The 17,382-nt window shown below is 60.2% G+C and carries 16 protein-coding genes; 5 read left to right on the top strand and 11 right to left on the bottom strand.

Going from position 1 to position 17,382, the window contains the following annotated elements; translation table 11 throughout:
• Positions 1-271: 271 nt before the first annotated feature.
• The 3 genes from AAC014_RS07745 to AAC014_RS07735 all read right to left on the bottom strand — a co-directional run bounded on the left by AAC014_RS07745 (position 272) and on the right by AAC014_RS07735 (position 2,481).
• Complete coding sequence (locus tag AAC014_RS07745; RefSeq protein WP_339706453.1) at positions 272-481, bottom strand: hypothetical protein; 210 nt, start codon at positions 479-481, stop codon at positions 272-274.
• A 55-nt stretch (positions 482-536) separates the two neighbouring features.
• Positions 537-1,729 (bottom strand): IS3 family transposase gene (locus AAC014_RS07740; RefSeq protein ID WP_339706450.1). Its coding sequence is split into 2 segments (ribosomal slippage): positions 537-1,468 and positions 1,468-1,729, totalling 1,194 coding nucleotides; the frame shifts between segments, so codons are not numbered across the junction.
• Positions 1,730-2,031: 302 nt separating this feature from the next.
• Positions 2,032-2,481: a very short patch repair endonuclease gene (locus AAC014_RS07735; RefSeq protein WP_339706447.1), complete on the bottom strand. Its 450-nt coding sequence runs from the start codon at positions 2,479-2,481 to the stop codon at positions 2,032-2,034.
• A gap of 65 nt (positions 2,482-2,546) precedes the next feature.
• Here AAC014_RS07735 and AAC014_RS07730 point away from each other — a divergent pair, with 65 nt between their 5' ends.
• Positions 2,547-4,058, top strand: a complete 1,512-nt coding sequence (locus AAC014_RS07730; protein WP_339706444.1) for a DNA cytosine methyltransferase — start codon at positions 2,547-2,549, stop codon at positions 4,056-4,058.
• Between the two features lie 33 nt (positions 4,059-4,091).
• Here AAC014_RS07730 and AAC014_RS07725 read toward each other — a convergent pair whose 3' ends face one another.
• Genes AAC014_RS07725 through AAC014_RS07710 form a run of 4 tightly spaced genes read right to left on the bottom strand, consistent with a single transcriptional unit; the run spans position 4,092 to position 11,364 of the window.
• On the bottom strand, positions 4,092-6,143 hold the full coding sequence (locus tag AAC014_RS07725) for an AIPR family protein (RefSeq protein WP_339706441.1): 2,052 nt from the start codon (positions 6,141-6,143) through the stop codon (positions 4,092-4,094).
• 5 nt (positions 6,144-6,148) lie between these two features.
• A complete protein-coding gene (locus AAC014_RS07720; protein ID WP_339706438.1) occupies positions 6,149-7,114 on the bottom strand; it encodes a PD-(D/E)XK motif protein in 966 nt (321 codons plus the stop codon).
• Positions 7,101-9,857 (bottom strand): Z1 domain-containing protein, encoded by a 2,757-nt coding sequence (locus AAC014_RS07715; protein WP_339706435.1) that lies wholly within the window; start codon positions 9,855-9,857, stop codon positions 7,101-7,103. Before AAC014_RS07715 ends, AAC014_RS07720 begins: the two co-directional genes overlap by 14 nt.
• Positions 9,850-11,364 (bottom strand): ATP-binding protein, encoded by a 1,515-nt coding sequence (locus AAC014_RS07710; protein ID WP_339706433.1) that lies wholly within the window; start codon positions 11,362-11,364, stop codon positions 9,850-9,852. The genes AAC014_RS07715 and AAC014_RS07710 overlap by 8 nt, the downstream gene beginning before the upstream one ends.
• 259 nt (positions 11,365-11,623) lie before the next feature.
• Between AAC014_RS07710 and AAC014_RS07705 the strand changes: the two genes are divergently transcribed.
• Complete coding sequence (locus AAC014_RS07705; protein ID WP_339706430.1) at positions 11,624-12,805, top strand: hypothetical protein; 1,182 nt, start codon at positions 11,624-11,626, stop codon at positions 12,803-12,805.
• Between the two features lie 21 nt (positions 12,806-12,826).
• Here AAC014_RS07705 and AAC014_RS07700 read toward each other — a convergent pair whose 3' ends face one another.
• The 3 genes from AAC014_RS07700 to AAC014_RS07690 all read right to left on the bottom strand — a co-directional run bounded on the left by AAC014_RS07700 (position 12,827) and on the right by AAC014_RS07690 (position 14,128).
• Positions 12,827-13,108: a hypothetical protein gene (locus AAC014_RS07700; protein ID WP_339706427.1), complete on the bottom strand. Its 282-nt coding sequence runs from the start codon at positions 13,106-13,108 to the stop codon at positions 12,827-12,829.
• 82 nt (positions 13,109-13,190) lie between these two features.
• The gene (bamE, locus tag AAC014_RS07695; protein ID WP_339706424.1) at positions 13,191-13,493 is read right to left on the bottom strand and encodes an outer membrane protein assembly factor BamE; all 303 of its coding nucleotides are present in this window, start codon (positions 13,491-13,493) and stop codon (positions 13,191-13,193) included.
• Entirely contained in the window at positions 13,490-14,128 is a 639-nt protein-coding gene (locus AAC014_RS07690) for a hypothetical protein (protein ID WP_339706421.1), read from the bottom strand. The genes bamE and AAC014_RS07690 overlap by 4 nt, the downstream gene beginning before the upstream one ends.
• Positions 14,129-14,243: 115 nt before the next feature.
• Here AAC014_RS07690 and AAC014_RS07685 point away from each other — a divergent pair, with 115 nt between their 5' ends.
• On the top strand, positions 14,244-14,447 hold the full coding sequence (locus tag AAC014_RS07685; RefSeq protein ID WP_339706418.1) for a helix-turn-helix transcriptional regulator: 204 nt from the start codon (positions 14,244-14,246) through the stop codon (positions 14,445-14,447).
• Positions 14,448-14,499: 52 nt separating this feature from the next.
• Here the strand turns inward: AAC014_RS07685 and AAC014_RS07680 are convergent, their stop codons facing one another.
• Complete coding sequence (locus AAC014_RS07680; protein ID WP_339706415.1) at positions 14,500-15,294, bottom strand: SDR family oxidoreductase; 795 nt, start codon at positions 15,292-15,294, stop codon at positions 14,500-14,502.
• A 358-nt stretch (positions 15,295-15,652) separates the two neighbouring features.
• Between AAC014_RS07680 and AAC014_RS07675 the strand changes: the two genes are divergently transcribed.
• Positions 15,653-16,057, top strand: coding sequence for a limonene-1,2-epoxide hydrolase family protein (locus AAC014_RS07675; protein WP_339706412.1), 405 nt, complete (start codon positions 15,653-15,655; stop codon positions 16,055-16,057).
• A gap of 20 nt (positions 16,058-16,077) precedes the next feature.
• Entirely contained in the window at positions 16,078-17,376 is a 1,299-nt protein-coding gene (locus AAC014_RS07670; RefSeq protein WP_339706409.1) for a cytochrome P450, read from the top strand.
• Positions 17,377-17,382 lie beyond the last annotated feature (6 nt).

Here is a 17,382-nt window from a genome sequence, read left to right as displayed (position 1 = left end):
TCGACCGACGGAAACGATGAGGATGGGCACTTACGCTTTTCTGCTTCCTCGGATCTGAGACAAAGTACACGGACCTATTTTTGGCTTGGTGTTTGCTGCTTTGCCATTGTGCTCTGCACGTATGGTCTCCCCATATGAGGAATCCATAGTCGTTATGATTTTCGAAGGTGATCGCCGAGCGGTCGAGTCGTTCCTGCGGACGATTTCTGGCAGATTCTATGTCTACGTCCTTTGTCGGCCAGACGGGCGTCCGTTTTATGTCGGTAAGGGGCTAAACCGCCGTGTTTTGGAACATGAAGCAGAGGCCCGGCGCAACCATCCTGTCGGCGAGTCGAATCCTTTCAAGTGCAATGTCATTCGCAAGCTCATCCGAGATGGCGATCAAGTCCTTTATCGGATCGACACCCATTTTGACGCCGCTGACCAGCTCGCCTGTTTGGAGCGGGAAGCTGATCTCATCAAAGAACACGGTCGGCTTCACGAAGGCGGCTGTCTCACTAACCTGGCAGGAGGGTTGGGGAATCTGGCCTGCCCCATTAGGCGGGTCCACCGGATAAGTTAGAGTTCCGGCGGTTATGGTCGCCCTGCTGGGCTGACCGGAGCGGAGCGTAGGGCAGACCAGCAGGGCGAGGCAAGATGGCTTCGGGTGCCGGTGGGAGATAGCCGATCGAGCTGTGTGGTCGGATGGTATTGTAATGCTCACGCCAGCGCCCGATCAGGATCTGGGCCTCCCTGAGTGTATAGAAGATCTCCCCGTTGAGCAGCTCGTCGCGCAGCTTGCCGTTGAAGCTTTCGCAGTATCCATTCTCCCAAGGTGATCCGGGTTCGATGTAGAGGGTCATTACGCCGATCCTGCCAAGCCACTCCCGCACGGCATTGGCGGTAAACTCAGCGCCATTGTCGGAGCGGATATGGGCCGGCGGGCCATGCTTCACGAACAGATCGGTGAGCACAGCCAGCACATCATCGCTCTTGAGCTGGCGTTGGACATGGATCGCCAGGCATTCCCGGCTATGTTCGTCGATCACGGTAAGCATCCGGAACGCCTTGCCGTCGTGGGTGCGATCCGCGACGAAGTCATAGCTCCAGACATGGCCACGATAGCGTGGCCGAAGCCGCACGCATGATCCGTCGTTCAGCCAGAGGCGGCCGCGCTTAGGCTGCTTCTGTGGTACTTTCAGCCCCTCGCGACGCCAGATGCGCTCAACCCTTTTGGCGTTCACTGTCCAGCCTTCCTGCCGTAGCAGGGCGGTGATCCGGCGATAGCCATAACGACCGTAGCGCGATGCTAACCGGACGATCGATGCCGTCAGGCGCTTCTCATCGGATCGTGGCCGTGCTGGACGGCGCTGGGTCGAACGGTGCTGGCCGACCGCCCGGCAAGCACGACGCTCGGACACGCCGAGCGCCGCACAGGCATGGGCAACGCCAGCACGGCGTCGCGAGGGGCTCAGTACTTTCCCTCGATGACCTCCTTCAGGATCAGCGCATCCAGCGTCAGGTTCGACACTGCCTTCCTGAGCCGCGCATTCTCCTTCTCCAGCGACTTCAGACGTGCCGCCTGCGTTACCTTCAACCCGCCATACTCACGTCGCCATCGGTAATAGCTCTGCTCCGATATCCCCAGGCCGCGACATATCGCACCAGTCTTCTCGCCACCGGAAAGACGAACCTCCGCTTCCCGTAGCATCCCGATAATCTGCTCTGCTGTGTAGTTCTTCCGTGCCATTCTCCGCTCCTTCCAAGCGCAAAATAGCCGAAACTCTAACTACCAAAATGGACCACGTTTTCGGGGGAAGGCCACGTTTACCTACCAAGGGGTTGATGCGATCATCGAGAATGGAGTTTCCCGAGACATATTGAAGTCTGGCATGGCTAATCTGGTCTCACATGCGCTGCCAGCTGCTGAAGCCTTCTCACTGTCCTCCACTCAGGTGCGTACGTTGGTGGGATTGGTAGGCGAAAGTGGGCTGACTAACAGAGGATTGCTGTAGAGGACTGATGGGTGCCATCGACTTTAACTGCTTTTCTCTAGTGCTCGTCCGATATTTCAATCTTGAGAGGGGTCTCGCTTGTCAGCCATTCTGACATCTGCGCCGCAACCTTGGCCAATGATCGCCTGAGAGCGCATTCCCACACCGTCGCCGTACGCCATCCCATTTCGCTCAAGGCCAGTTCCGCTCTCCGGTCTCTTGCGACGTTGGCCTCGAACTTGGCAGCCCAGAACTCCGGCCGTGTGGCGGGCATTGTAGCGTAGCGGCACCCTTCATGCCGATGCCAGAAGCATCCGTGGACGAACACTGCAGCCCGATACCGAGGAAAGACAAGATCGGGCTTCCCGGGCAGTTTCCGATCATGGAGCCGGTATCTGAAGCCCAGGGCGTGCATTGCCTTCCGGAGCTGCACTTCCGGCCTGGTGTTCTTGCCACCGATCCCGGCCATCATCCTCGAGCGCGTCGCTGCATCGACAACATCGGCCATTCTTTTCTCCTGGCTAGTTTGGCGTGTCCTGGTATGAGAGCGGCGCGAAGGGGACTTTCGGACTGATGCGTCGCAACTTCAAGGTCGTTGATCTGTTTGCCGGGCCGGGAGGACTGGCGGAAGGTTTCTCCTCGTTGCGCGAGTCCAGCGGAAAGAGGACTTTCGATGTTGCGCTGTCGGTCGAGATGGAGCCTTCGGCGTTCAGGACGCTGAGATTGCGCGCGTTTACGCGGCAGTTCGAGAAACTTCCCAAAAGCTACTATCGATACATTGCCGGCGAGATCACCAGAGACGACCTGATCGCGGACCACCCGGACGAATGGCGGGCTGCGGTGGACGAGACCGTGATGCTCGAACTTGGCACCGAGAAGGCCCGGAACGAGCTCGACCCCCGCCTAGACCATATCCGTGAGACGGCAGCAGGTGACGTGATCCTGATCGGCGGCCCCCCGTGCCAGGCATACTCGCTTGTCGGCAGAGCCCGGAATCGAGGCATCAAGGACTATGATGCCATCAAGGATCACCGGCATTTCCTGTACAGGGAATATATCCGCATCCTTGGCCGTCTCCAGCCTGTGGCCTTCGTCATGGAAAACGTGAAGGGGATGCTTTCGTCGCGCGTGGCAGGCGAAAGCATCTTTGATCGGGTGCTGGAAGATCTGAGGGCGGCTGGTGGTTCCGCCGACAGCTATACGCTGCTTCCGCTCGTTCCCGCGCGCGGGAAGCAGGCCGGTCATGTCATTCGCTGCGAGGATTTCGGCATTCCGCAGTGTCGGCATCGCGTCATCCTGCTGGGAATCCGCAGCGACGTCCTTTCGGGCGGGGCGCTCGACGGGCCGGGGCGAACGCTTGAGCCGGTGCCGCGGGTATCTGTCGCCAGTGTCCTCGAGGGCATGCCCGCCCTGCGGAGCGGGCTCAGTCGGAGCGAGGACACGCCGGAGAACTGGCGAAAGGCCGTGATCTCGGCCTTCCGGATCGCCGCCAGGTCATCACGTTCCGAGGGCACGTGGCTGAAAGCCGTAGCCAGCGCTCTCGCAGACAGGGCGAAACAGATCGGAGTGATGGATGAAATTCCCCCGCGGTCGAGCAGTCATCTTGTCCCGGCGAAGGACAGCCGGCTGCGCGCGTGGCTTTCCGACACACGCCTGAAGGCGCTTCCAAATCACGAAACCCGTGGCCACATGGAAACCGACCTTGCCCGCTACGCCTTCGCGGCGATGTTTGCCGAGGTGTTCGAACGATCGCCCAAGGCCGACGAATATCCTCGCGATCTGGCGCCCGCACACCGGAACTGGGAGAGCGGCAAGTTTTCCGATCGGTTCAGGGTGCAGTCGTGGAACGCGCCGTCGGCGACAGTCACCAGCCACATCTCGAAGGATGGGCACTACTTCATTCACCCCGATCCGATGCAGTGCCGCAGCTTGACCGTCCGGGAAGCCGCCCGGTTGCAGACTTTCCCGGACAATTATTTCTTCGAAGGCAACCGCACCCAGCAGTATGTTCAGGTCGGGAATGCCGTACCGCCGCTTCTGGCGAGACAGATCGCCGAAGTCCTCTCGGACATCCTCGATGGTTGAAGCCCACGTGTCGATGCAGGCACTGACAGGAGTTCAGTAGTGGGCCTCAAGGCGGCTCACGATCTCCAGAGCGACCTGACATTGCCGTTCTGATGGTACCCGGTCCGGGATCTGCGCGCACGCGCGGAGGATGCCCTGTTCGCGTTCCGTAAGCTGATTCAAAGACTGCCCGAAAGCAAGCAGCCTTTCCCAGTATTCGCCGCCCTGGAGCACGACCTCCGCCTGAGCATCGATCCGGTTTCTTGCATCGCGTTCACGGCGTTCATCACGTTTGACTACGCGCGCCTGCTGCGGATCGATCAGACTGTCGTGGAAATCCCTTTCGTACGCGAGGCTGCGACCCGAAACCTGAGCCCAGCAGGCCTGCTGCTTGGCCCATTCGCTCATGTTGCGGATGCCGGCGGGAGGATTGATGATCACGTCATTGGCAGCCTGCGCTGCGACCAGACTGGCGCGCTCGAGGATGACGGGAACGCGCTGCATCTTCCAGACCTGATCAAGGTCGATAGCCTTGTTCATTGCCTCGGCGTCGCGAACCAGCTTTGCAACGGCATAGGTGACGATGTTGGCACGGTAGCCACCGGCATACCAGGGCTGGTACGGGACAATACGCTCGAGATTCCTGAAGATGATCGCCTTCGCTATCAGGCGCCTGTACCAGGTTTCGTCGAATCCGGCATCGCTGCGGCCCCATTCCTCGCCGATTGCCTTTGCCAGCTCCCCGAAATTCTTCTGGGCGCCGCGGCTCACGATATGAGGCAGGCCGCGCCACGAGTTCTCGAACTTGGCAAGGTCGGTCTTCGTAAAGAACTGCGCCTTCGGGAACTCGATGTCGAAGCGCTTCCGCTCCGAAATCGACCGCCGTCCCCGTTCATCCGCAAACTGACCGCGGGCTCGTTCGTAGAACCACTTGGTCTCGATGTAACCCGAAGCCCCGCTTGGCGCGAGTACGCGGCGGGAGAACTCCTGCATGCGGATATGGAAGGGGTGGTTGGCGAAGAAGTCTGCGGCGTTGACCTTGTTCTGGCTGTTCGCAAATTCCGAGATGCGCGGCACGATTTCCTCGGTGCGCTCCGGCGGCACGATTGTCAGCTTCATCTGGACGAATACGTCCTTGAGCTGCTCGAGCTTCCTTGCAGCATGGATCGATGCCGTTGTCTGCCCGCCGTTCACGATCTGCAGGTTTTCCGCCGACATGAGAAACAGGCCTTCGCCCGTTTCGATGATCTCGGCGCTGTTGGCAGTGGCGGTCAGCCCGTTGTTGTACGAAAAGAACATCTCGGGTTTGTCGCGTATCGTGTCGCGAATGCCCCTGTTCACCTTGTTCCTTGCCTGCAGGAAACTTCTGACATTGGCTTCGAGAAGGCGCGCACCCCATTTTTCGTAGATTGCCGCCAGCTGCACACCGGGAAGGACCGCGATGTAGCTTTCGAACGGCGCGCCGTCGAAGGAAGCCTTGAGCACGGGAATCGCGCCGTCATAGTCCTCGGCAAAATCGATGACGAGCTCTTCGCGAGTCTGTCCCGACGAGACAAACCGGCTGATGCGTGGCAGGTCCCAGACGTTCGATGTGACGGGAATGCCGCGGATATCGCCGACGGGTCTGGCATCCGTTCTGGCCTTGTTGACGCGATTGGTCACGAGAATGAGCTTGATCTTGCCGATCTTCTTCAATGACCTCGAGATCAGGTCGGCGACAAAGAACCCCTGGCTCGTTTCCTCGAGCGCTTCCCGAAAATCAGGCTTGATTGCGGCCGAAGCGAAATTTGCAAGACGTTGCAGATACGGATTTATTTCGTCTTTCGCTATTGATCGCGGCTCTTCGGAAAGAACGAAATCGCAGGCAATGAGGCTGAGTACCCCTTCACCGGCTTCCGCATCCCAGCTGAATGCGTCGAGGTGAAGTGGCTTGTTGCCGTGTCGACCGTCGAAATGACACAGATCCAGTGACGAAACCTCTCCGGCCTCATCCAGGATCTCCCCGACCTTCTCGAGAAATGCTTCGGCGGTGATGAGTCCCTTTGCGTCGGCATCACCCTGAATGTCGGCGATCAGTTCCCTGTGAAATTCGAGGAGCTCGTCCATGTCCCTCAGTTCCCGCAAATGGCGCTGTCAAGATACTCGCTCGTCACGAGGAACGGCTGACACGCATCGAGCGCAATGCTGTATCGCACCGATCCGATACCCGTGGGCAGGGGGAGCGGCATTCTCGGAAAGTTCCCCGCCACCTCGAAGTGCTGAACCCTGCCTACGGTCCAGCGTCGTTCGGAATAGTCGTGATCGAAGTCGAAGCCGACGGCCTCGATCGCCGCTTCCCACAGGCCGTATGCGGTCATGTCCGCATTGCGGAATTGCTCTTCCGCAGCACGAACATGATCGGTCAGCGTCATCCCGGCGGGCTTGATGGCGGAGTCCACATCATAGACGTTAAGAAAGAGGCTGGCTCCCGGCACATCTGCAAGCTGATCTTCCGAGGAGATCTGGACGTGGGGTCTCGATGCGCCGCGTCTTGCCTTGATCTCGACGTGGCAGTGATCGATCTCGAAGTCCTTTGCGGAGCCTTGCGGTCCTTTCCAGGCTTCAATGGCTGCCCGCGGCCCTGCGAGGTCGCAGAGGTGGAGCAGGAAGTGGAGTTCGCCGACGAGCCCTCGCTGCTCTTCCACCGAGAGCATTTCGCTGCGTCCGCCCCGCAGCAGATGATGCCACCGCAGCGTACGCCGGATGGAGCGGGCGAGAGCATCGTCCGCTGATTGAGCCGCTTCGCCTGCATTCACGACATCCCGGCAAAGCGTCGCAAACAGCTCCTGCTGCTCCGGCTCGCGAAGCAGGATCACAAGCGCCCGGGCGCCGGGCAGGTCCCTGTAGCGGATGTCGAGGCTGCGCATCTTCGGCAGCGGCGAGACCTCTTCTGCATCCGCAGGGAGACGCAGGATCAGCGCGGGCTCGGACCTGTCGGAAACCCACCAGAAGAAATCCCATCTTCCGACGGAACGGACGCGCCGCGCGTCAACCTCGCCGGGGGCGAGCCCCTCCCACGGATTTTCACTCGCCGTCATCGCGGTCATCCTCGTCCGTGTCGTCCTCGCCGAAGAGCTCCCGCATCCGTGTCGTGTTCAGGATGTATTCGACCTTCTCGTCGGGCCGAGACGACCTCGGGAAGCTGATGCTCCATGCCGGAACGAGCGCATCGGGAATCCTGATCAGATCATCCGGGTCGAGGTTTTCGGTCCTGATCCTGAGATGGAAAAGGACCAGAAGCGGATATTGGCGCACCGACCTGTAAATCCAGTCGGGATAGTTGACGGCGGCGCCTTCCGATATCTTTTCGGAGGTCCTGTAATCCAGTTCGGCCTGCCGGGCTTCATCGTCCGTCAGCCCTGTCCGCTCGACGCCGCGCGATGCGACCCGCGAGCGTTTGCCGCTGACTGCCAGCACGCCGCGCTTCACGTCTTCCGGGCCTACGGAGCGTTCCGTCGGCACGATGTCCCAGCCGCCGAGATCGAGCGGAGTTCTGTCGGTGCTGGCTTTACGGCTTGCGAGCAGGACATCCCACTCCGAGAGCTCGTCCTGCGCCCGCGTCGATATGTATTTCCTGATGGGATCGGTATCGGACAACACGGATTCGCGGCAATTGTCGAAGTTCCGGAGAAAATCGTCGACCAGTCTCGCGGGAACACGCCGGAGCAGCTTCCCGCCCGAAACGGGTTTCTCCGTCCCGGGGCCATGGCCTGCTTCTTTCATGGCCTCGATGAACCTGAGCGAAGCCTGAGTGTTGCGCTGGATCGATGCCGGCTCGGCAGACAGGCGGGTTGTCTCGACGAAGTTGTTGGAGAGGCCGATCATCACGTGCTTCTCGCCGGAGCCCATCTTGTTTCGCGCCGTGACGAGAAGTGCGCTCGGGTGGCTGCGAACGGCGAGGCCGAACATCTCCGGCGTCGCGCGGACCTGCTCCATGCGTTTGAGTTCGCCTTGCAGTTCTTCGGTGGCTTCGGAGATGTGAGCATACCAGCCCGCCGCTTCCTCGGGCATCCAGATGCGGCACAGATCCTCGTAGTTGGAACGGTAACCGAACCACCGGCCCATCTGCATCAGCGTGTCGTACATCAGCGAGTTGCGCAGGAAGTAGGAAACAGTCAGTCCTTCCAGCGTCAGACCGCGCGAAAGCGAGAAACCGCCAACGGCAATGACCGTAAGTCCGGTTTCGCCGAGGCTGTCATAGTCGAGGCTGCCGGGAGAAGCGCTGTTGACGGCAACGACCGAAGCCGAGGCGAGGACTGGCAGAAGATTTGCCTGAATGCTGTCCCAGTCCGGAAATGCCTCTGCATACTCGTCTGCCCAGCAAGCCTTGAGAGCGGCAATTTCCGGATTGGCAAGGGCTGCAGCGCCCTTCGCGGCATCGACTCGCACTGCACTTTCAATGCGTTCAAGGGCTTCGTGCAGGCGATTGCGAAGCAGGTTCTGAACGCCGGTGAAACGGGATGCATTGACCAGCATCGACGCGTGCTGCCCCGCCTGACCACGCAGATTGCGGATCGTCCGCGCAACGATGAAGGTTCTGAGTGCGGTGATCAGACTTTCCGGCAACTCGCCGAGCTGGTGCTCGATACGGTGTTTCAGCGGCAGGAGGTCTTCGTTGTCGGAGATATATCGCAGATGCAGCGGCCGACCTTCCTCGGGAATACCGTCAATGAAGACCTTTCGGGCGCCGAAATAGTTCGTCGGGGCGTCAAGACCGATGATGAAGTGCCGCGGGAAAAGGTCCTGCTTGCCGACCTCATCCTCTGAATCGGGATCGATGAAGATGTTCGCGAACGGTGTCGCGGTATAACCGAGGTAGCAACTGCGCCGGAAGAGGCCGAGAAGTTCCCGGATCTGTCCGTTGATCCTGGAAACCTCGTCCTTTCCGTACTTGATGTTGATGGAGGCATTGTCGGCCTCGTCGTCGATCAGCAGCATCGGCTGATCGACCATCTCCGAGCCGCGGTTGACACTATGCTCCTTGAGCCAGTCGACGAGGTTCGCGAGGGTCCGCGAATTCTTCTTGATCACGAGCACCACCGGTACGGCGTAGGACGAGATCTGGCTGGTGTTGGTGGTGGCCGTGGCCTTGTTGAAGTCCTTGATCGTGTTCGTGAGGCTCACCGGTACCCTTCGATCGTCGAACGTGCCGACACCGATGGTCCGGGACCTTGCTCCGCCCTTCGCCTTCTGTTCCAGCCTGCCGGTGTCGCGTCCGATGAAGCCCTCGTCGATGCGGGCCTGTGTCTGGTTGCGCAGATTGTTGTGGATGCCCGCTATGACCACGACCAGCCGGTAGCCGGCATCGGCCGCCTTGCAGATCAGACCCGTGTAGTTTGCCGTCTTGCCGCTCTGGACATGGCCGACGACCATGCCCTTGCGGTCCCACGCGGTGTTCTCTGCCGGGTTTCCCATGCGATCGAGGATGCGGTCGGTGACCTCGTCCATCGTGATGATGACATCGCGGGGAAGTCTCTGCTTTCTCAGCAGCTGTTCGTATCTCTTCCAGTAATATGGGTCGATGAGACCCTTCGCCCGTGCATCATGGAGCCAGGGCCTTACCGTCTGGTCCTCGACGACAGCACCCAGACCCATGCTGATGCCGATCCGCTCCTCGAGTTCACGGGCCAGTGTTTCGGCATCCTCTTCCGATACCGCCGAAAAGCTGGGCAGCACACGCAGGGCCCCGATCGCTTCGCGGATGCTTTCAGGCGTTGGCGGGTTCTGCTGGGCGACAAACTGCGATGCCATCGTGTCGAGAAGCGCAAGCACATCACTCATCGTTCGGCGTATCCCCCATCAGTTCATCTGCCACGGCCCCGGCAATTGCCCAGGCGCTCCGGAACGGTTCAAGCTGTCGCAGGATCGTCATGATCTGCTCCCGGTCGAAACCCTGGCCCCGAAGTCTCGGAAGCATGGCCTCGAGGGTCTGGCGGATGGTGTCGATATCGGCCTCGTCCGCAAGAACCTCTTCGGCACTGCCGGCAAAATCGGCGTGCAGGGCCTCGACGGGTAGCGACGCGCCCACGAGGGCAATGCAATTCGCAAAACCCTGACGGAGATCAGGCGGCAGACTTTCCGAAAACGCTTCCAGCGCCGGATGACCGAGGTCCGGCCTGTAGACAATGACGCCATCCCTCTGCATGCGCTGCCAGACGGGCATGCGGTGTTCATCAACCAGTCGCTGTCCGCGGCGCTGATAGGTTCGTTTGGAGGTCTGGGCAAAACGCTCGACGATGTGTCGCATGCGCTCCCGAACCGCTGGAGGGAGCTGGGCGGACGCCTTCTTCACGTCGATCTTCCAGGAAGCGTCCATGGTGTTGGGGATATCGACCCGGATGCGGCAGAGCTTCGTGAGCTCGGTCTGCCGTGCGAGCCCCAGCCAGCTGCCGGCAATGATAAGGCGCCGGCCTCGGTAAACGTAAAAGCCCTGGGATCGCAGGTGTCCTTCCGGGCCGCCGAGCTCCTCCCACTCCTGCTTCGACAGGGCCTTGTGATGGGGAAGCGTGAAGCACTGGAAGACAACGACACCGCCGGGGAGCTGGAGCCGGTCTTCGGGATCTTCCTGATGGGCAGGGTGCTTCCGTGCGAACGGATCGATCGGTTCCAGCTGTCTTCCGTTCAGCCAGAGCGAGACCGCCTGCGTGCCTTCCATGAACCGGTGAAACACGAGCCGCGTGTGGCGTTCGGCAAGCGCGATCGCACGGTTCATGTGCTCGGCTCGTTTCGCAGGATCATGGGCGATCCCGCCGGAAAGGCGGTCGAGATTCTGCCACACGACGAGAGTGCCGGTTTCGCCGAGGCGTTCGTGCCACGGGATGTCGGTGATGTCGGAATGCAGCGTGATCGCCCATTCATTCGTTCGGGCGACTTCGTCGAGGTCCCAGACGGCGCAGCAGGTCCTGCCGCCGCGCCGCGAAAGAACGGTCAGTCGGCGGCACTGGGAGAAGCTTGCGCTCTTGAGCCCGAGGCCGAAACGGCCGAGGTCATGCTCATCCCGATCCTCGAGGGGATTTCTGCTGCCGGGCCGCATTGCCTCGACAAGCTCGGCTTCGGTCATGCCGGTCCCGTCGTCGAGAATGCCTATCGCGGGGCTGTCTCCGGCAGTCTCGGACAGAATGTCCACGCGCGTTGCTCGTGCGGTAATGGCGTTGTCGATGATGTCGGCGAGGGCTGTCTCCAGAGAGTAGCCGATGTCGCGCATGCTCTCGATCAGGGCCGAGGCCTGCGGTGTGGCATCGGCTTTCCTCGGGGGCGTTACCCCGGCTTCTTCCCGGACATGCAGCAAAACCGGCGCTTCCTCCCTGTTGGTATGCCGCAGTAATGCAGACGCGGATTAATATTGCGCAAACTCGATCGGATGCCAGTCGTCAGTAGTTCAAGTCAATCCGGTCCGAAAAGAGGGTATGACAAGTCCTTTGGAAGAAAAATGGCGCACATATTTGAGCTCATATTGCGATAACGGCACTTTTGCGTGCATTGAGTCGGCTCTGCTGATTCCTGAAAATGCGGGATCGAGGCCGCTCTGGCTGCGAAGAGGCGATTGAATGCGTTTGTACCTTGGCGACAATATTCTTGTCACACCCGACGCCCTTGCAAGGTTCGCCTGGTCCGCGCCGATGCGCGACCTCGCGCTCAAGGTGGGCATATCCGACGTCGGATTGAAGAAACTGCTCCGGGGCTTCGGCATTCCCACACCTCCCCAGGGGCACTGGAACAGGGTTCATGCCGGACGACCCGTCCCGGGGCCTCCGGAGGCTGACCCTCGCGGGCCCGGCGAGACGGGCCGGATTGTCCTCGACCCCCGATTCAGGTCTCTGGTCGAGGAAAGCGAGCCCATGCCGGTTGACGGGCCGTTCGCGTCAACGAAAGTTCCCGAAGATCTCGATGCCCTGAGACAGCAGGAACTGAAAGCGATCGGGCATGTCGGGATCCCCCGCGATTTGACTACGCCGCATGTCGGCCTCGTGGGCCTGCTCGAGAAAGAGGAGGCCAAACGTCGGGAAGCCGCGGAAAAGGAGTGGTACTGGAACAAGCCCGCGTTCGACACACCCCTCGGCCAGCGGCAGCTGAAATTGCTGAACGCACTCTTTCTCGCGCTGGCGCGCAGGGGGCATTCGGCAAGTGCGAAGGATGACAACGGAAATCTTGCCATCGAGTGCTGCATTGGTGGGAGAACGCTTCGACTTTCGTTTTCCGTTGTCGGCAAGCATCCAACGCGTCTCGTCAGGGGCCGTCATCTTCCGGCCGGTGATTTGCCGGCCTCCACGCCGCTACGGCTTGCGATAGACCGTGAGTTCCGGTCGAGTGTGACGTCATCCTGGCAGGATGGCCGGGAGGACAGGCTCGAACGGAAACTTGCCGCCATTGCCGCGGACGTCATCGTCGCGGGCGAAGCGGCATTTCGGCAGGGCCTGCTGGAGGCGCTGGAATGGGAACAGCAAAGACGCAGGTGGGACGAAGAGCGAAAGCGGGAAGAGCGCGGGGCCCTGGAAGCGAAAAGATTGAAGGATCTGCGGCGAAGCGGTGAACTTCTCGCCGAGGCCGAAGAAATCAGGCGCCTTGTGGCGAGGTTGAAGGCGGCCATGGTGACGCGCGGGTCGGAAATGGACTCCGGAACAGTCGAGAGGTGGGAGCGGTGGGCTCTTGCTCAGGCCGACCAGCTTGATCCGGTGTTGTCAGGGCAGGTTCTCTCTCACCTTTTCGTACCCGAGCTCGATGAGGCCTGATCCCTGAGGCGGTCTTGCTGTTCAGGCCCGGCCGATCTGGAATGACTTCGGCGCCAGCATGTGAAGGCGGTCGTCGTCGTGCGGCCAGTATACCGTAAAGATGGCATCACCTGTGTCCGTTCCCCGGCAATGCAGCTCGACCGGCACGCCGCGGATGATCGGGGTGCCGTTGTCGCTGGCCTGCGCGCGTAGTAGCGCCTCCATCTCGCGCGGCATTTCGATCCACGCCAGCTGCGACAATGGCACGCGCTCATCGTTGAACGGGTAGTCGCCATCGGGCAGCGGCGGTGGGGGAAGAGCCATTTCGTGTATGATCGCACATGGGCCTCGACTTTTACAGATGCGGAAATGCCCTCCATGCCTTTTGGCACTGCCGGTTCTTTTTTCACTGGATATTGGTCTGTGCCTGTCCGGTTCTTTCAAGCTTTCCATCGGGCGTGAACACGAGCGCGACGGAGCGGGCGCTGGCGCCAAGCATGGTGCCCTTCGAGTGGACCCAGACAAGCTGCTGACGCCCGTCTGCGAACGTTGCGACCGAGTTCGGCTTGCCGAGCCTTGCGATGACCTCGTCGCGGGTCATGCCGGTCTGAAGGGTAGCAACTGCGTCCTGATCGTAGTTGGTGCCCATGGAGACGCAGGCGCTGCACAGGAGGGCGGCAGAAAGGGTAACGACAAGACTGGTCTTCATGAGAAACTTCCCTGTTGATGATCCGGTTCGAGGTTAAGCGGTGCAGGCTTGAAGCCTGTCCGGCGACGCGGTGAAGCTGTCCCTGCGCTAGCCACTTCGCGTCGCAGCAGCAGCTTGGCCACGACCGCTGCTGTGCTGTTCTCCCACGAGCCCTCGGCAAGACGCCGGAGACCGGCCCTGATCCAGTCCGGGCCGAACAACAGCCAGCCTTCCGCCTCGAAGTGCGCGGCGAGCCGCGCGGCATTGCCGGGCGTGGCATGGGCGTGGACAAGGCCAAGCTGGACACAGGCGTCTGGCGTGCAGAGGCCACTCTCGACGAACTGCTGCTTCAACCGCCCGAGCACCGTCTCGCGCAGGACGGGATCATGGAAGAGCTTGTAGCGGTGCGCATAACGCGATCCGGGCAAGAAGTGTGCTGCATGGACACCGCCGGAATCGAGGTAGCTCTTGCACTCCAGTGCCAGCAGCATCTGCTCGGCGGGCTTCCAGACGACCAGGTCGATCTCCCAGCGCGGGGATGAGTGTCGGCCGATCCTGAGCTTCTCTTCCCGCGTAAGGTCCAGCCGGACGCCGGTGCGGGCCCAGCAGCCCTCGCTGCGGAAGAGGTCGGCGGCGAGTTCCTCGAATGCGTCCATGCCATCCCTGTCGACAATCAGTGACAGGACAGACGCTCGAACGGACCTCACAAGTCAAGCGGAATGTCTCTCATCGTCTGTAGATCGATCGTCTGCACCGGTGCCTTGTTGCACCGTGGACATACGCAAACGCCTTGGTCGCAATCTCCGCCGCCTGCGCGAGGCAAAGGGCCTCAGCCAGGAGGCCTTTGCGTTCGAGGCCAACATCCACCGGACCTACATCTCCGATATCGAGCGCGGCGCCCGCAACCCCACCATCACCGTCGTCGACAAGATTGCAGCAGCCCTCGGGGTCAAGGCAGGCCAGCTGCTCGACTAGGGCTGGCTTTGCGGTCAAGTCTGCATTCGACGCGTGCTCGGATAGAGCTACCTTACCAGTCGATTGCGCCATTCTCTCCGTAGAATATGCCGGTTGGGCCGGCGCTATCACACCCTGCCAGATGGACAATCGCACGCGCGGCGTCGGCAGGGGAGCGATCGCCGAGATGGCCATTTATGTCTGTTGCGCAATGGCCTGGGTCGGCAGCATTGATCCGGATACCGCTTTCGCGCAGCTCTATCGCATACTGCAGGGTTGCGGCGTTCAGGGCCGCTTTCGAGGAATTGTAGGCGAGCAGTGCAAGAAATGTCTCATCGCTGCCCCGACAGACCCTGTCGGCTAGGGAAAGGCTGGCGAGACGGCTTGAGACATTGACAATTCGTGCTGCCTTTGCCTTCCTCAGCAAGGGAAGAAAGGCGTTTATCATCGCGATGGCGCCAAAGGTGTTCGTCGAGAAAGTACGGCGTACGATGTCGATGCTTACGCTGCTGGGCAGAGGCAGAACGACATCTTCCTCGTTTCCTGCGTTGTCGAAGTCGCCTTCCAGAAGAATTCCGGCATTGTTGATCAGAACATCAAGGCGTCCGAACTGCCGCTGGACCCGATCCGCGGCAACAGCGATCGATGTGCCGTCGGTGATATCGATTTCCAGAAGATGGACATCGAGCCCTTCGGCGTGAAGCCGTTCAGTTGCTGTTTCACCGAGCTTCCTGTTGCGGGCCCCGAGCAAAACCACCTGTCCCGTCTCTGCCAGCTGACGCACAACTTCGAAGCCGATCCCCTTGTTCGCCCCGGTCACCAGGACGATGTCCCTGTCGCCACCCGCCGGGAAGCCGTCCTTGATCATTTCGAACCGCCTGCCTCTCGGAGATGTTGAGTCTTATCCATGGCCGCATGAGAAAGTGGCCGTATGCGCCTTGGGCGATGACAATCACAATGCTGCATGGAAACTTTATTGGTCCTATGCGAAGTCGCGCCAAGTCAAATAGATAATCGTGAAATGGCGATCACGAGAGATGATTGGGTATAGTCTGTACGTAATAAGATTAAATGATCACATGATCAGTTTTGATTAGTTGACATTATATGCGGCCGTCCGGAAACTTCGCTCATATTCCAGACCGGTTCCAGACCGGCGGCGAACGGGGAGGATTGAGAATGCCGGGCCACTGTACACGGGTTGCTGTCCGAAAGGCGCCGTCCTGATGTCCGGGCCGAGAGAAATCGTTGAAACGTTCCTCGCGCATTTCAACGCGGGCCGCATCGATGAAGCAATCGATATGCTGGCCGAAGACGTCTTCTATCACAATATACCGATGGAGCCGATAAATGGTCGCGCGGCGGTGAGGACGTTTACCCACGGCTTCGGCGTTGGTTCAGATTTTGTCGCACAGTGGAAGACGATTGCGATCGCCGGCTGCGGAAATGTCGTGTTGACAGAGCGCCTCGATGAATTCGTGCGTGCCGATGGTGCGCGGATGTCCATTCCCCTGATGGGAAGTTTCCGCATTCGCGATGGATATATAGCGGAATGGCGGGATTATTTTGATCTTGGGGATTTTCAGCGCCAGTTCGGGGCCCTCGGCGATGCTCGGGACACGGTGGAATAACCGATTGCAAGAGAAACAAGATGAGCGAGACTTCCGTGAAGCCCAAAGCCGGCGGCTGCCCGCATTTTCCGGCCTTCGATCCGCTCCATCCGGAGCAGATTTCCAACCCTCATCCCATACTGGCGGCTGCGCGCGCGGAACAGCCCGTGTTCTACATGGACAAGTACGATCTTTGGGTGGTTACCCGCCGGGACGACGTGATGTCGATCTACAAGGACATGGTAACATTTTCCAATGGCGGGGCACATCAACCTCTCAGCCCGAAGACGCAGGCTGTCATCGATCGCGTAGGAGAGCAGTGGAAGCTGCCTGTCGACAACAACATCAATGTGCTCGATCCGCCGCATCACATGACGCCCAAGCGCGTTCTGGTCACTGTCTTCCAGAAGGCGCTCGTCGGAATGGACGACTGGATCGTGTCGCGTCTCAACCAGCTTGTCGACAGCTTTGTTGCCGACGGCGAGGCGGACCTCGTCTCCGCATTCACATGGCCGCTGACCGTGAGTGTCCTTTCACGTCTCATAGGCGTACCCCGCGAAGATACTCACCGTTTCAAGGAATGGGCCGAGAACTGGTTTGAACTTACCGGTTCCAACCAGCTTCCTCCCGAACGTGCGGAGGCGTGCTGGATGGGCTTCGTCGACTTTGAGGCGTTCGTGTTCGATCTCATTGAAGATCGCCGTAAGAATCCGCAGCATGATCTTATCTCCAGGCTCGTGGAAGCACAGGGGGGCGGAGCGCCAATCAGCGATCGCCAGATCGTCACCAATATGATTGGCTTGGTCGCTGCAGGAACCGATACCACGGCCAACTCCATTGGCCAGATGGTATACATGCTGCTCTCCAACCCGGAGCAGTTACGGGAAGTTCGTGAAAATCCCGCGTTTCGGCCGCAAATGATCGAGGAACTGCTGCGATTGCGTGGGCCGGTGCGCGGCCTCATTCGCACGACCACGCGTATGGTCGAGCTGGGCGGTGTTGCAATCCCGGAAGGCGCAAGGGTTTACGTTCATATCGGCTCTGCTTCACGCGATGAAACGGTATTCGATGATCCGCATCGTTTTGATATCCACCGCCCCAACATCCACAAGCACATGGCGTTTGGCGCGCTCAGCAGGCTCTGCCTCGGCGCTCCTCTTGCACGCCTTGAGATGCGAAAGGCGCTGGATGTGCTTCTCGACCGGTTGCCGGATTTGAGACTGGCTCCCGACCAGGGCCCGCTCCACTATACGCAAAGCCTGATCGTGCCGTCCCTGAAAGGCCTTCGGGTTCTTTGGTCCCCGCCTGCATCGGATACGCGGCCGCAGGTCGGTTTATGAGAGGAG

Source organism: uncultured Sphingosinicella sp. (genome assembly GCF_963974575.1).
Lineage (GTDB): Bacteria > Pseudomonadota > Alphaproteobacteria > Sphingomonadales > Sphingomonadaceae > Sphingosinicella.
This window is presented reverse-complemented; position numbering and strand designations above follow the sequence as displayed.

Bases quoted from the DNA above. Each gene is read 5' to 3' on its own strand.
- AAC014_RS07715 (WP_339706435.1), bottom strand. From the start codon at position 9,857: ATGAGTGATGTGCTTGCGCTTCTCGACACGATGGCATCGCAGTTTGTC.
- AAC014_RS07690 (WP_339706421.1), bottom strand. From the start codon at position 14,128: ATGGACGCATTCGAGGAACTCGCCGCCGACCTCTTCCGCAGCGAGGGC.
- AAC014_RS07670 (WP_339706409.1), top strand. From the start codon at position 16,078: ATGAGCGAGACTTCCGTGAAGCCCAAAGCCGGCGGCTGCCCGCATTTT.
- AAC014_RS07700 (WP_339706427.1), bottom strand. From the start codon at position 13,108: ATGGCTCTTCCCCCACCGCCGCTGCCCGATGGCGACTACCCGTTCAAC.
- AAC014_RS07680 (WP_339706415.1), bottom strand. From the start codon at position 15,294: ATGATCAAGGACGGCTTCCCGGCGGGTGGCGACAGGGACATCGTCCTG.
- AAC014_RS07705 (WP_339706430.1), top strand. From the start codon at position 11,624: ATGCGTTTGTACCTTGGCGACAATATTCTTGTCACACCCGACGCCCTT.
- bamE (WP_339706424.1), bottom strand. From the start codon at position 13,493: ATGAAGACCAGTCTTGTCGTTACCCTTTCTGCCGCCCTCCTGTGCAGC.
- AAC014_RS07730 (WP_339706444.1), top strand. From the start codon at position 2,547: ATGCGTCGCAACTTCAAGGTCGTTGATCTGTTTGCCGGGCCGGGAGGA.
- AAC014_RS07720 (WP_339706438.1), bottom strand. From the start codon at position 7,114: ATGACGGCGAGTGAAAATCCGTGGGAGGGGCTCGCCCCCGGCGAGGTT.
- AAC014_RS07725 (WP_339706441.1), bottom strand. From the start codon at position 6,143: ATGGACGAGCTCCTCGAATTTCACAGGGAACTGATCGCCGACATTCAG.
- AAC014_RS07675 (WP_339706412.1), top strand. From the start codon at position 15,653: ATGTCCGGGCCGAGAGAAATCGTTGAAACGTTCCTCGCGCATTTCAAC.
- AAC014_RS07735 (WP_339706447.1), bottom strand. From the start codon at position 2,481: ATGGCCGATGTTGTCGATGCAGCGACGCGCTCGAGGATGATGGCCGGG.